This is a genomic window from Aureimonas altamirensis, assembly GCF_001463885.1.
In the GTDB taxonomy this organism is placed as follows: Bacteria; Pseudomonadota; Alphaproteobacteria; order Rhizobiales; family Rhizobiaceae; genus Aureimonas; species Aureimonas altamirensis.
Genome location: NZ_BBWQ01000020.1, coordinates 204,765 through 217,492, shown reverse-complemented (window position 1 = coordinate 217,492; position 12,728 = coordinate 204,765). Strand labels below are relative to the sequence as shown.

Here is a 12,728-nt window from a genome sequence, read left to right as displayed (position 1 = left end):
GGCGCGATCGGCAAGATCGGCAATTTGCAGATCGGAAACGCAGTGTCGCCCTTTTCCCTATTGCGTCAGCGCGCCGGCCAGAAAGTGCTGATGGCCATGTGCCCGGGCGCGCACGATGTTGGGGAACGGGTCCTGCGGCTGGGTGAACTGCGGGGGCATGCGCATCATCGGCAGAATGCGGTTCAAAATGGCCTTGGCGGTCGGCACCGCGTTCCAGCCCGCCGTCCGGAAGCCGTGCGTGCCTTCGACGGGCTTCGGCTCGTCGAGCATGACGAGGATCAGGTATTTCGGCTCGTGCGCCGGAACGAGCCCCATGAAGGAGGTCATCACCTTGCCCTTGGCGTAGCGTCCGTCGATTACTTTTTCGGCGGTGCCGGTCTTGCCGCCGACATGGTAGCCGGCAATCGTGGCGCGGCGGGCGGAGCCGTCGATGCCGTTGAGCCGCATGAGGTAGCGCAGTGCCTCGCCTGTGGACGGCGATATGACGTCTTCGGCGATGATGCGGTCTTCTACCGGCGTATCCTTGACGAAGGTCGGGCGGATCAGCCGGCCGCCATTGACCAGCGCCGCAACACCCATGGAGGCCTGCAGCGGCGTCACGGCCAAACCGTGCCCGAATGCGATGGTGGCGGTGTTGACCGCGCCCCAGTTGCGCGGAACGATCGGAGCGGCGCTTTCGGGCAGCTCGGTGGTCAGGCGGGTGAGCTGGCCAAGCGCGCGCAGGAACTCCTTGTGCCTGTCGACGCCAACCTGCATCGCCATCTTGGCGAACACGATGTTGGACGAAACGAGAAAGGCCTCCGGCATGTTCAGCGGGCGCTTTTCCCCGCGATAATCGCTGATTGAAAACCGGCCGAAGCGCAGGGGATTGGTCGCATCCACGACGGAATGAATGTTGAAGGCCGTGCTGTCGAGGCCCATCGCCATGGTGAGGGCCTTGAAGGTGGAGCCCATTTCATAGACGCCGACATTGATGCGGTTGATGTTCTCCTTCTTGTGCGCCTCCGTTGGATTGTTCGGATCGAAATCCGGCAGGGACACCAGGGAAACGACTTCGCCGCTGTTGACGTCGAGCACCAGGCCCGCACCGCCGATGGCGTCGTAATGGTCGATCGCCTTGCGTAGTTCGTCGGCGAAGGCGTGCTGGACATAGAGGTCGATGGACAGGTTGACGGGGTCGAGGTCCTCGCGGCGGTAATCCATGCCGGCGGACCGCAGGACGTTGAGGCCACTCTCGTCGATCCAGCTTTCGATGCCGGCGATCCCGAGATTGTCGATATTGACGGCACCCAGCACCTGCGCCGCGGCCCCGCCATTGGGATAGAGGCGGCGCACCTCGGGCCGAAAGCCGATGCCGGGCAGACCGAGATTGTGGATCGCCTGCTGCTTGGCCGGGGTGATCGAGCGGCTGACCCAGGTGAAGCCGGACTTGCCGCTGAGCCGTCGATACAGCGATGCCGCATTCAGCTCGGGCAGGATGGTCAGGAGCTGTTCGACCGTTTCGTCCGGATCGATCACGCGGCGGGGCTCGGCATAGACGGAGAACATCACGATGTCGCGTGCCAGGATTTCGCCGTTCCGATCCAGGATGTCTGGCCTTGAATGCGACGGGGCCGCGCGTGCAAGAACCGGCTCGGCGGGCTCCAGCGTGGTCAGGTGGACAAGTCGACCGAAGATCGCAAGAAATGCCGCCGAGAAGACGGCCAGCAGGACGTAGGTTCTGAAAGACGTCGCAACTTGGTTCATGTTACCCGGCGGTCGGACTATACTGGTAATGAAGGCTCGTCCGGACCGTAGGGTGCCACTGTTAACTGTCAGTTAATCACAGAACTGTGTTTTCGGACACGGAATTTTGGTTTGCCAGCGCCGCGTCCCCATCCTTTTCGGCCTTGCCACGCGGTGGGGCGTAAAGCCCGTGCGCGGTGGTGCGCAGCCCCAGCGCCACCAGCGCCTCTGCGAAGGTTATGGCGGCCGCGACGCCGTCCACCACCGGTACGTCGTGCCGCTTGGATAGCTGGGTGGCCAGCGACGTCATGCCGGCGCAGCCAAGCACTATGGCCTCTGCCCGGTCATGGGCGATGGCGGCGGCGATCTCCGCCGACAGGCGCGCCATCGTGCGATCGGGGTTCGCCTCCAGCTCCAGCACGGGAATCTCACTGGCGCGTACCGTGGCGTGGCCGGCAAGGCCGTAGCGTATGAGGTTGTCTTCAAGGATGGGTACCGACACGGACAGTGTCGTGACGATCGTGAAGCGGCGTGCGATGAAGCCGGCCGCCCTGGCGCCGGCCTCGCCGATGCCGATGACCGGCGCCGACAGCAGCGAGCGGGCGGCATCCAGCCCGGTATCGTCGAAACAGGCGATCACATGCGCGTCCGCGCCCTCGGCCTCGGCGGCGCGCATCAGTTCCAGCATGCCCGGTACGGCCATCGCGCCGTCGACCGACCCTTCGATGGAGAGGGGGCCGGAGGTGTTGGTGCGAGCGTCGATGCGGGTGCCGGGTGCGGCGACCATGCGCGCGGTCTGTACAACGCTTTCCGTCATGGCATGGGTGGCGTTGGGATTGACGATGGACAGGATCACGCCGGCACGCCCTGCGGCTCGGCAAGGACACAACGCACCATGCGCCGCGCCCCCAGCTCCACGGCCGGGGGTGGCATCTGCTGGCAGGTTTGCCGGACATGGCGGCAGCGCGGCGCAAACTGGCAGGCGGTGGGCGGCTCCGACAAGGAGGGCGGCGCACCGGGGATCGTCTCCAGGCGCGACCCGCCGGGATTGCCGTGCACGGTGGACGCCAATAGCCCCTGCGCATAGGGGTGGCGGGCATCGCGGACGACATCGCGCAACGCGCCGCTTTCCACGATCTGGCCGGCGTACATGACTGCGATCCTGTCGCAGATCTCTACCGCGACGCCGATATCGTGCGTCACGAAAATCATCGACATGCCGAACTCGGCCTGCAACTCGCGCAGCAGCAACAGAATCTGGATCTGCACCGTCGCGTCGAGCGCCGTCGTCGGCTCGTCGGCCAGGAGAATCTTGGGCCGGCAGGCCAGTGCCAGCGCGATCATCGCACGTTGGCGCATGCCGCCCGACATCTCGTGCGGATAGGCGTCGAGCCGGCTGGCGGCGGACGGAATCCTGACGCGTTCCAGCATTTCCAGGGCGCGCGCGCGGCCGTCCCTGCGCGAAACACCCTCATGCCGCACCACCGATTCCGCTATCTGGTCGCCGATCGTGTAGACGGGGTCCAGCGCCAGCATCGGCTCCTGGAAGATCATCGAAACGGTCTTGCCGCGAAAGGCCGACAGGGCCTTGTCCCCCATCTGGATCACGTCCTGCCCGGACACCTCGATGCGACCGCCGATGGTGGTGCGCCGCTTCGGCAGAAGACGCATCAGCGCCCGCAGCGTGACGCTCTTGCCCGAGCCGGACTCCCCGAGAAGGCCGAGCACTTCCCCCTGCTTCACGGTCAGCGAGACATCGTTGACGGCATGGACGGTGCGCTCGCCGGAAAACCGGACGCTGAGGTTGCGGACGTCCACGGCATTCGTCATTGCGGGTCTCCCGGCAGTTGCGGCACGGCGCGGTGAAAGTCTGTTGCCCGCTGGAAGCCGGCGCCCAGCCGCAGGATACGGTCTTCCTCGAAGGGGCGACCCACGATCTGCAAGCCGATGGGAAGGCCCGTATCGCTAAAGCCCGCCGGCACCACGAGGGCGGGCAGGCCCAGATAATTGACCGGGCGCATCAACCGGGTGATCCTCTGGATCACGGCCTCCGCGCTGGGCCCCCCGCCGACATCGCTTTCCGCGATGCTGGGAGAGGCGCTGGCGCTGACGGGCGCCAGGAAGGCATCCACACCGGCCACCGCTTGCAGATGCTCCGTCAGCGCGATCGCCCGCCAGCGCAGGGCTTCCAGATAGGTGACGGCCGGGATGGCCAGCCCGTTTTCCAGCCGCGCGCGAACCTGCGCGCCGTAGTCTTCCGGCCGTTCGGCCAGCCAGCGCCGGTGGAAGGCGGCTGCTTCGCAGGCCAGCAGAATCTGCCCGGCCGCCGAAAGGCGCATCTGATCGGGAAGGGAAATGGAAACGATCTCCACGCCTTCGCCGCGGAAGGCGTCCAGCGCTGCTTCGAAAGCCCGCGCCGTCGCCGGTTCCAGCCCATCGAGATAGAAGGCGTCCGGCACGCCAAGGCGCATGCCGCGCACGCCCAACCGACAGGCAGCGGCGTAATCGGGCACCGGCACGGGCAGCGCCGTCGGGTCGCTGCTGTCGGGCCCGGCGATCGCCTGCAGGACCAGGGCGCAATCCTCTGCGGTCTGCGCCAGCGGACCGATCGTATCGAGCGAGTGCGACAAGGGCATCGCCCCGAAACGGCTGACCCGTCCGACGCTTGTCTTCAACCCGGTGACGCCGCAGAAATTGGCCGGCATGCGGATGGAGCCGCCCGTATCGGAGCCCAGCGCGGCCGGCGTCAACCGCGCGGCGACGGCGGCGCCCGAGCCGGACGACGATCCGCCCGTCACATGCAGCGGGTTCCACGGATTTCCGGCGGCGCCGAAATGGGCGTTATGGCCGGTCGGCCCATAGGCGAATTCGGCCATGTGCAACGTACCGAGGCGAACGGACCCCTGATCGGTCAGGCGTTTCAACGCGGTGGAATCCGTATCGGCGATCCAGTCCCGCCGGATCCTGGAGCCGCAGGTGGAGATCTTGCCGCGTGCGTAGAACATGTCCTTATGCGCAAAGGGCACGCCGTCGAACGGGCCGATGGACCTGCCTTCGGCAATGCGGGCATCGGCAGCGTCGGCGGCTTGAAGGGCCTCCTCGGGCTCGATGGCGATAAAGGCGTTCAGAACCGGCTGCCACTCGGCGATACGGCCGAGGCAGGCCTGCGTCGCCTCCCGCGAGGATAGAAGGCGGCCGGCGATGGCGGCGACAAGCTCGGCCAGTGTCATCAGGGCAGGGTCGTTCGAATGGCTCATGCGTCCTGCCCACCTTGCATCTGCACGGCCATGAACCGGGCCGGCTCCGCCTCGAAGGGCAGGGTCGCCTCGACGGCGGAGAACGCCAGAAGGGCCGGGCCGATTGCCGTTGCGATACGGTCTGCGTCTTGCGGTGAAACAGGATGGCCGGCCAGCGCCGCCGAACCGGCAACCGTTTCCCTGGTCAGGGGTGATGTCATGCTGAAGCTACCTCTCCCGATTTCGAATGCCCCGAACCGGATATGGCCATGTGGCACGCCGCCTGATGCAATGGCGCGACGTCGACGAGCGCCGGGGCGGTTGCCGAGCATACCGGTTCGGCGAAGGGACAGCGCGTGTGAAAGCGGCAGCCCGATGGCGGATCTATCGGATTGGGCGGATCGCCCGAAATCGGCGCCTGCGTCGTGCGCCTGTCCGGATCCAGCGTCGGCATGGCCGCAAACAGGGCGCGCGTATACGGGTGACGCGGTTCGTTCCAGAGGCTTTCGGACGGGCCGATCTCGACGACCTCGCCCAGATACATCACCAGAATCCTGTCCGAGATATAGCGCACGACGTTCAGATCGTGGCTGATGAACAGATAGGTGAGGTCGAACTCGGCCTTCAGGTCGTTCAGCAGGTTCAGCACCTGCGCCTCGACCGATTTGTCGAGTGCCGACACCGCCTCGTCCAGGATGACGAGCCGCGGCGACAGGGCCAGCGCCCGGGCGATGTTGACGCGCTGACGCTGGCCGCCGGACAATTCATGCGGGTAGCGCGCCGCGAAGGTCTGCGGGTTCAGGCCCACCCTGCCCAGAAGGTCGCGTGCCAGGTTCCGGGCCTGCATATCCGCAACGCCGTGCACCTTCGGCCCGAAGGCAATGGAATCCTCGATCGTCAGGCGCGGGTTGAGCGAGGCGTAGGAATCCTGAAACACCATCTGCATACGCCGGCGCAGATCGCGCAGCGACAGATCGTGTCCGATGCTTTGACCGTCATAGATCAGTTCGCCCTGGTCGGGCGGCATCAGGTGCATCAGCAGCCGGGCGGTGGTGGACTTGCCACAGCCGGATTCCCCGACCACGCCCACTGTCTCGCCCTTGGCCACGTCGAAGGAAACGCCATCCACGGCGCGCACCACGCGCTTCTTCTCGAATGGGCCGCCGCCGACGCGGAAGTGCTTGGTCAGCCGGCGCACGGTCAGGAGCGGCTGCGACCGGCCGCCGACATCACCGGCCGGGGTTAGGGCGGAGGCGATCATAGTCAGTTCCTGATGTCCATGGCCGAGCGCAACCCGTCGCTCAGCATGTTGAAGCAGATGGAGACGGCGAAGATCATCAGGCCGGGCAGGGCCGCGATCAGCGGCTGGCTATAGATCGCCGTCCGCAGCGTGTTGAGCATGAGCCCCCATTCGGGCTCGGGCGGGCGGGTGCCGAGGCCGAGGAACGACAGGCCGGCCGCCAGGATCATCGACACCGAAACGAGGCTGGTGGCGTAGATGAAGATCGGCCCCAGAACGTTGCCCAGCACATGCACGCGCATGATCGTCAGCGCCCCGGCCCCGGAGGCACGCGCGGCATCGATGAAATCGAGCGAGCGCACGCTGGTCGTGACGCTTTCGGCGACGCGCGCGATGGGCGGAATGAAGACGATGGTCAGCGACACGATGGAATTGAGGATGCCGGCGCCGAGCGCGCCGGAAATGGCGATGGCCAGAAGCACCGACGGAAAGGCGTAGAAGACATCGATGGTGCGCATGATGGCGGCATTGGTCCAGCCGCCGGAATAGCCGGCCAGGATGCCGAGCAGCGAGCCGATGACGAAGGCGTTGAACACCGGCAGAAGGCCGATCAGCAGCGACAGCCTGCCGCCGTAGACCAGCCGGGAGAGCATGTCGCGGCCGAGTTCGTCCGTGCCGAGCGGATATCCTTCCGTGCCGATGGGGCGCAGGCGCCGCAGCATCGAGCCCTGATATGGGTCGGCCAGGCCGAGCCAGGGCGCGAAGACGGCCGACAGCAGGATAAGCAGGAGAATGCCGAGGCAGGCCATCGACAGACGGTCTCGGGCAAGCCGGCGTCCGACGGTGCGCCAGTAACCGCGCGTCTTTTCGACGGGCGGCATGACGGGCAGGGCCTCTGTTGCGACCGACATCGCTCAGCTCCGCTTGATGCGAGGATCGATCGCGGCCTGTGCCAGATCGACGATCAGGTTGAGGAAGACGAAGAACAGCGCCAGCACCAGGATCGTGCCCTGCAGCAGCGGCAGGTCGCGCTGGAAGATCGCCGAGTTCAGCAGGAAGCCCGTTCCCGGCCAGGAGAAGACCGTCTCGATGAGGATCGATCCACCCATGAGGTAGCCGAGCTGCAGGCCCATGACGGCAATGGCCGTAGGGGCTGCGTTCTTGATGACATGGGCGAAGATGCGCCCTTCGCCGAGGCCCTTGGCGCGGAGCGCCTCGACGAAATCCTGGTTGAGGATGTCGCCGACAAGCGCCCGCACGGTGCGCGTGACGATGCCCATGGGAATGACGGCCATGGTGACGGCCGGCAGGATGAGGAACTGGATATGGCTCCAGTTCCAGCTCCACGCGCCGGACCCGGCGCCGACGGCCGGCAGCCATCCCAGCCGGACCGAGAAGACGATGACGAGGACCATGCCCAGCCAGTAGTGCGGCACCGACACGCCGGCGATGGCGATACCAGTGGCCACCCGGTCGATGATCGTGTCGCGGAAATACCCGGCCAGAAGGCCAAGCCCGAGCCCTAGAAAGAACCCGATCAGTGCGGCGACGCCCGCCAGAAGCAATGTGTTGCCCACGGCGCGCAGCACTTCGGCCAGCACCGGGCGACCGGATGCGATGGAGGTGCCGAGATCGCCGCCCAGCGCATTCATGATCCACAGGCCGAATTGCACCGGCAGGGGGCGGTCGAAACCGTAGGTGACGCGCAACTGCGCCTCAAGCGCGGCGGAGGCATCCGGCGGCAGGATGGATACGAGCGGATCGCCTGGGGCGATGTGCACCAGCAGAAAGCACACGAGCGCCACGAAGAAGACGATGGGCACGACGGCGACAAGGCGCTTGACGGCATAGACGAGCATGGAGCCGGACTTCCCTGATCTGGCGAAGGGGCCCCTGCGGGGGCCGCCTCCGCCGAACGCTTACTCGCCTATCGTCACGGGCGAGAAATCGACGAACCACGAGCGCGGCTGAACGAAGTTCTGTACGCGCGGGCTCATGGCGCGGGGGCCGACATCGTGCGCCACCCACAGGAAAGCCGCATCATCGACCGAGGCCGCATGCAGTTCGGCAAGGGCTGCGTCACGCCCCTCGGCGTCGAAGGTCGTGCGTGCCTTGTCCACCAGCGCGTCGAAGTCGGGATTGTCGATGAAGCCCCAATTGTTGGATGTCGGCGGCGCCATCTCCGACTGCAGGAAGCGGACCATGGCGAAGAAGGGGTCCATGGCCGCGTAGGTGACGTTGATGGCGTTGGCGCCGTTGGCGGACGGATCGTTGGCTCCGCGGCGCCAGTTGGTGAAGAGCGTATTCCATTCGATCACGTCGAGTTCGACGGCGAAGTGGCATTCGCCCAATGCCTGCTGGATATATTCGTTCATCGGCAAAGGCTGCATCTGCCCGGAGCCCGAGGCCGACGTCTGCGTCTTCACGGCAAGGGGGTTTTCGGCCGAGTAGCCGGCCGCCTCCATCAGCCGGCGGCCTTCCTCCGGATCGAACCGGATCTGGAATTCCGGGTTGCCGCGCCAGGGATGCCCTTCCTCGACGGTGCCGGTGGCCGGGGCCATCAGCCCGCCCAGCAGCCCATCGCGCATGCCCTCGCGGTCGATGCACAGGTTGGCCGCCTTGCGGACGTCTATGTTGTTCCACGGCGAGCCTTCGAGCCTGGAAAACTGCCACGGCCAGACATGCGGCTGCTCGTTTGCCTCGATGGTGAAGCCACGACCCTGGATTTCGGGGATTGCGTCGGGGGCGGGCGCCTCGATCCAGTCCACCTGGTCGGCCAGAAGAGCCGCCGTGCGCGCGTTGGCCTCCGGCATGGGCAACAGGATCATGCGCTGCGTCTTCGGCACGCGCGCTTCGTTCCAGTAGTCTTCGTTGCGGACGAGTTCCAGCCGCTCGCGCGGCACGAAATTGTCCATCTTCCAAGGCCCGGTGCCGGAGGCGCCGGCGGCGAACCGCTCCCATGCCTGCGCGGCGCGGTTGTCGCCCTCCGGAAGGGCATCGTAGAGCGATTGCCAATGCGCAGGGCTGGCCATGAACAGGTTCGACAGGTTGATGGGCAGGAAGGAATCCGGCTCCGACGTGGTCAGCTCGACCGTGTATTCGTCGATGGCGCGGGCCGAGCGCAAGGTCGGCATGCGCGATGCCGTCACGCCCACCTGGCTGGCGTCGAATTGCGGTGCGTCTTCGTTGAGCACCTTGTCGACGTTCCACACCACGGCGTCGGCATTGAAGGGCGAGCCGTCATGGAACGTCACGCCCTGCCGCAGCGTGAACGTCCATTTGGTGGTGTCGCCGTCATTGACGGCCCATTCGGTGGCAAGGCCGGGAATGAGCGCAGAGGGCTCCTCGGCCTTGGACAGGTCCCACATGGTGAGGGCGTCGTACATGGTGAGGCCGGTGAAGCGGTTGCCTTCGAAACCCTGATCCGGCTGGCCCAGCGTGCGCGGTATGTCAGCCGCCGTCATACCGATCCGCAGCACGCTTTCGGTGTCCTGAGCCTGCGCAAGCGATGCAGACAGCACCAGAAACGCCGTACCGGAAAGAAGAGATTTCATCATCGACAGTCGAAGTCCCTGTTGTTCATCGCGCAGGCGATGGGCGTGAAACATCGCTCGCTCACGGCATGGGCCGTGACCGTCGCTTTGATCTTGTGTGTTCTTTGCGTGAAACGCGCCTACGCAAATTCCGTAGAACGCTTCGAATGATGGCAAGTAAGCCCATCACGACAGGTGCGGTCAACCACCGATTGCGATCAAATGCGCGTTTGCTCAACAGTTAAATTCATTGCCTAAGATATAGGCACATATGCTTCGAGCGATCAGGCGCCGGCAAGGCGGCGCAGCTTCCCCAGCTTGGTTTCCATCGGCTCATCGTAATCGAGCGTGCCGGTGAAACGCCCGTCCGGGCCCATCAGCAGTACCGAGGCGGTATGGTCCATCGTGTAGCCGCCATCCTCCAGCGGCACGCGCTGGACGTGGATCTTGAAGGCGTCGGCAGCAGCCTCGATTTCGGCCCGCGTGCCCGACAGGCCGATCATGCGGCCGTCGAAGGCCTGAAGATAGCGCGAGACCTGTTGCGGCCCGTCCCTTTCCCAATCGACCGACACGAAAACGAAATCGATGGCGTCGGCCTGCGGGCCGAGCGCCTCCATCAGGCCGGCCAGCTCGTACAATGTCGTCGGGCAGATATCCGGGCAGAAGGTGAAGCCGAAGAAGATGGCGGCGGGGCGACCCGACAGGTTCTTCTCGGTGAAGGGGTTTCCGGCAGTGTCGGTCAGCGTGAACGGTCCGCCGATATCGGCGACGGAGATGGGCGCGCTCTGCGCCGGCTGCCGGTCCTGCCCGCCGACCATGGCCGTAAAGGCGGCCAGCGTCGTGCCGACGACAAGGCCCGCGCCGGCCAGAAGGGCGATGTGGCTCCAACGCATGTTCCATCTCCTTGTGCGGGCCGGATCGCATATTTGAGCGTGCCTGTCACCAGCGTTTACCTGCGAGGGGAAATCGCTCTATGGAAGGGTGGCATGGATGGGGGGAGCGCCGATGTTCAAGAAGATCCTGATCGCCAATCGCGGGGAGATCGCCTGCCGGGTCATCCGCACGGCGAAGCGCATGGGGATCGCCACCGTGGCCGTCCATTCGGACGCGGATCGCGATGCCGTGCATGTCCGCATGGCCGACGAGGCCGTGGCGATCGGGCCGGCGCCCTCGGCGCAGTCCTATCTGTCGATCGACGCCATCCTGTCCGCCATAGCCGCGACGGGCGCGGATGCGGTGCATCCCGGCTATGGCTTCCTGTCCGAAAACGCCGCCTTTGCCCGTGCGCTCGATGCCGCCGGCGTTGCGTTCGTCGGCCCACCGGCAGCCGCCATCGACGCGATGGGCGACAAGATCACCTCCAAGAAGCTGGCCGCAGAGGCCGGCGTTTCGACCGTTCCCGGGCATATGGGCCTGATCGAGACTGCCGAGGAGGCGGTCTCCATCGCCGACCAGATCGGCTATCCGGTGATGATCAAGGCCTCGGCCGGCGGGGGCGGCAAGGGCATGCGCATCGCCTGGAACGCCGAGGAAGCACGGCAGGGCTTTGCATCCTCGCGCAGCGAGGCGCGCGGCGCCTTCGGAGACGAGCGCATCTTCATCGAGAAATTCGTGGAGCAGCCCCGCCATATCGAGATCCAGGTTCTCGGTGATCGGCACGGAACGATCATCCATCTGGGCGAACGCGAATGCTCCATCCAACGGCGCAACCAGAAGGTTCTGGAAGAGGCACCGTCGCCCTTTCTGGACGACGAAACGCGCGCCGCCATGGGGGCGCAGGCCGTGGCGCTTGCGGCCGCCGTCGGCTACCACTCGGCCGGCACGGTCGAGTTCATCGTCGATGGTGCGCGCAACTTCTACTTCCTGGAGATGAACACCCGCCTGCAGGTCGAGCATCCGGTGACCGAACTCGTCACCGGCCTCGACCTCGTGGAAGAGATGATCCGCATCGCCGCCGGCGAGCCGCTGCGCCATGGCCAAAGCGACATCACAGCCGAGGGCTGGGCCATGGAGGCCCGCATCTACGCGGAAGACCCGTACCGCAATTTCCTGCCGTCGATCGGCCGGCTGACGCGCTATCGCCCGCCGCGTGAAGGGGTGACCGGCGGCGTCACGGTGCGCAACGACACCGGCGTCACCGAAGGCAGCGAAATCTCGATGTATTACGACCCGATGATCGCCAAGCTCTGCACCCATGCGGCAACGCGCGCAGCGGCCATCGACGGCCTTGCCGAGGCGCTCGACGGGTTCGAGCTGGAGGGTATCGGCCACAACCTGCCCTTCCTGTCGGCCGTGACACGGCGGGAACGGTTCCGCACCGGCGCACTGACCACCGGGTTCATCGCAGAAGAGTTTCCGGAGGGCTTCACCGGCGTCGAGCCGACACAGGCGGAAGCGCGCCGCCTTGCCGCGATTGCCGGCCTTGTCCGCAGCCGCGAAACGGCGCGTGCGGCCCGCATCACCGGAACGATCGCCCATCATGCCGCGACCGCCGAAACCGACCTCGTCGTCACCTTCGGCGACTGGCGCTTTCACCTTTCCATAGGGGAGACCATCCGGTTCGAAGAGGGGCCGGACATCGCCATCGCCAGCGACTGGCAGCCGGGGGATACGCTATCGACCTTCGTGGTCGACGGCGTGGAGATGCGGGTCAAGACCAGCCTTGAGGGCGGTGCCATCCGCCTGCGCTGGCGCGGCGTGGACATCAGGGCGCATGCCCGCCGGCCGCGCGTCGCCGAGCTGGCAAAGCTTATGCCGCACAAGCCGGCGCCCGATACCTCGCGCCTGCTGCTGTGCCCGATGCCAGGAGTCGTAACCGCCATCGCGGTCCGTGAGGGCGACGCCGTCGAGGCGGGGCAGGTTCTTGCCACGGTCGAGGCGATGAAGATGGAAAACGTGCTGCGGGCCGAGCGGCGCGCCGTCGTCAAGCGCATCGCCGCCGAACCCGGCGCCAGCCTGGCGGTGGACGAGCTTATCCTCGAGTTCGAGGCGTAG

Annotated in this window: 11 protein-coding genes; 1 reads left to right on the top strand and 10 read right to left on the bottom strand. The window is 66.0% G+C overall.

Annotation, left to right across the window (positions count from 1 at the left end):
• Window positions 1-57: 57 nt before the first annotated feature.
• The 10 genes from AUL31_RS15650 to AUL31_RS15605 form a co-directional block, all read right to left on the bottom strand.
• Window positions 58-1,746, bottom strand: coding sequence for a peptidoglycan D,D-transpeptidase FtsI family protein (locus tag AUL31_RS15650; RefSeq protein WP_060608742.1), 1,689 nt, complete (start codon window positions 1,744-1,746; stop codon window positions 58-60).
• 76 nt (window positions 1,747-1,822) lie between these two features.
• On the bottom strand, window positions 1,823-2,581 hold the full coding sequence (locus tag AUL31_RS15645; protein ID WP_073469377.1) for an aspartate/glutamate racemase family protein: 759 nt from the start codon (window positions 2,579-2,581) through the stop codon (window positions 1,823-1,825).
• A complete protein-coding gene (locus AUL31_RS15640; RefSeq protein ID WP_060608739.1) occupies window positions 2,578-3,555 on the bottom strand; it encodes an ABC transporter ATP-binding protein in 978 nt (325 codons plus the stop codon). Before AUL31_RS15640 ends, AUL31_RS15645 begins: the two co-directional genes overlap by 4 nt.
• Window positions 3,552-4,982 (bottom strand): Asp-tRNA(Asn)/Glu-tRNA(Gln) amidotransferase GatCAB subunit A, encoded by a 1,431-nt coding sequence (locus AUL31_RS15635; protein WP_060608736.1) that lies wholly within the window; start codon window positions 4,980-4,982, stop codon window positions 3,552-3,554. Before AUL31_RS15635 ends, AUL31_RS15640 begins: the two co-directional genes overlap by 4 nt.
• A complete protein-coding gene (locus tag AUL31_RS15630) occupies window positions 4,979-5,182 on the bottom strand; it encodes a hypothetical protein (protein ID WP_060608733.1) in 204 nt (67 codons plus the stop codon). Before AUL31_RS15630 ends, AUL31_RS15635 begins: the two co-directional genes overlap by 4 nt.
• A complete protein-coding gene (locus AUL31_RS15625; RefSeq protein ID WP_060608730.1) occupies window positions 5,179-6,222 on the bottom strand; it encodes an ABC transporter ATP-binding protein in 1,044 nt (347 codons plus the stop codon). Before AUL31_RS15625 ends, AUL31_RS15630 begins: the two co-directional genes overlap by 4 nt.
• A gap of 2 nt (window positions 6,223-6,224) precedes the next feature.
• Entirely contained in the window at window positions 6,225-7,112 is an 888-nt protein-coding gene (locus AUL31_RS15620; RefSeq protein WP_060608726.1) for an ABC transporter permease, read from the bottom strand.
• 3 nt (window positions 7,113-7,115) lie between these two features.
• Window positions 7,116-8,060 (bottom strand): ABC transporter permease, encoded by a 945-nt coding sequence (locus AUL31_RS15615; protein ID WP_060608724.1) that lies wholly within the window; start codon window positions 8,058-8,060, stop codon window positions 7,116-7,118.
• Window positions 8,061-8,120: 60 nt separating this feature from the next.
• Window positions 8,121-9,758, bottom strand: a complete 1,638-nt coding sequence (locus AUL31_RS15610; RefSeq protein WP_082646979.1) for an ABC transporter substrate-binding protein — start codon at window positions 9,756-9,758, stop codon at window positions 8,121-8,123.
• Window positions 9,759-10,018: 260 nt separating this feature from the next.
• Window positions 10,019-10,627: an SCO family protein gene (locus AUL31_RS15605; RefSeq protein ID WP_060608717.1), complete on the bottom strand. Its 609-nt coding sequence runs from the start codon at window positions 10,625-10,627 to the stop codon at window positions 10,019-10,021.
• Between the two features lie 112 nt (window positions 10,628-10,739).
• Here AUL31_RS15605 and AUL31_RS15600 point away from each other — a divergent pair, with 112 nt between their 5' ends.
• Complete coding sequence (locus AUL31_RS15600; protein WP_060608712.1) at window positions 10,740-12,728, top strand: acetyl-CoA carboxylase biotin carboxylase subunit; 1,989 nt, start codon at window positions 10,740-10,742, stop codon at window positions 12,726-12,728.

Excerpts from the sequence above, each read along its gene's own strand:
- AUL31_RS15625 (WP_060608730.1), bottom strand. The coding sequence starts at position 6,222 with ATGATCGCCTCCGCCCTAACCCCGGCCGGTGATGTCGGCGGCCGGTCG.
- AUL31_RS15635 (WP_060608736.1), bottom strand. The coding sequence starts at position 4,982 with ATGAGCCATTCGAACGACCCTGCCCTGATGACACTGGCCGAGCTTGTC.
- AUL31_RS15630 (WP_060608733.1), bottom strand. The coding sequence starts at position 5,182 with ATGACATCACCCCTGACCAGGGAAACGGTTGCCGGTTCGGCGGCGCTG.
- AUL31_RS15615 (WP_060608724.1), bottom strand. The coding sequence starts at position 8,060 with ATGCTCGTCTATGCCGTCAAGCGCCTTGTCGCCGTCGTGCCCATCGTC.
- AUL31_RS15605 (WP_060608717.1), bottom strand. The coding sequence starts at position 10,627 with ATGCGTTGGAGCCACATCGCCCTTCTGGCCGGCGCGGGCCTTGTCGTC.
- AUL31_RS15620 (WP_060608726.1), bottom strand. The coding sequence starts at position 7,112 with ATGTCGGTCGCAACAGAGGCCCTGCCCGTCATGCCGCCCGTCGAAAAG.
- AUL31_RS15600 (WP_060608712.1), top strand. The coding sequence starts at position 10,740 with ATGTTCAAGAAGATCCTGATCGCCAATCGCGGGGAGATCGCCTGCCGG.
- AUL31_RS15610 (WP_082646979.1), bottom strand. The coding sequence starts at position 9,758 with ATGATGAAATCTCTTCTTTCCGGTACGGCGTTTCTGGTGCTGTCTGCA.
- AUL31_RS15640 (WP_060608739.1), bottom strand. The coding sequence starts at position 3,555 with ATGACGAATGCCGTGGACGTCCGCAACCTCAGCGTCCGGTTTTCCGGC.
- AUL31_RS15650 (WP_060608742.1), bottom strand. The coding sequence starts at position 1,746 with ATGAACCAAGTTGCGACGTCTTTCAGAACCTACGTCCTGCTGGCCGTC.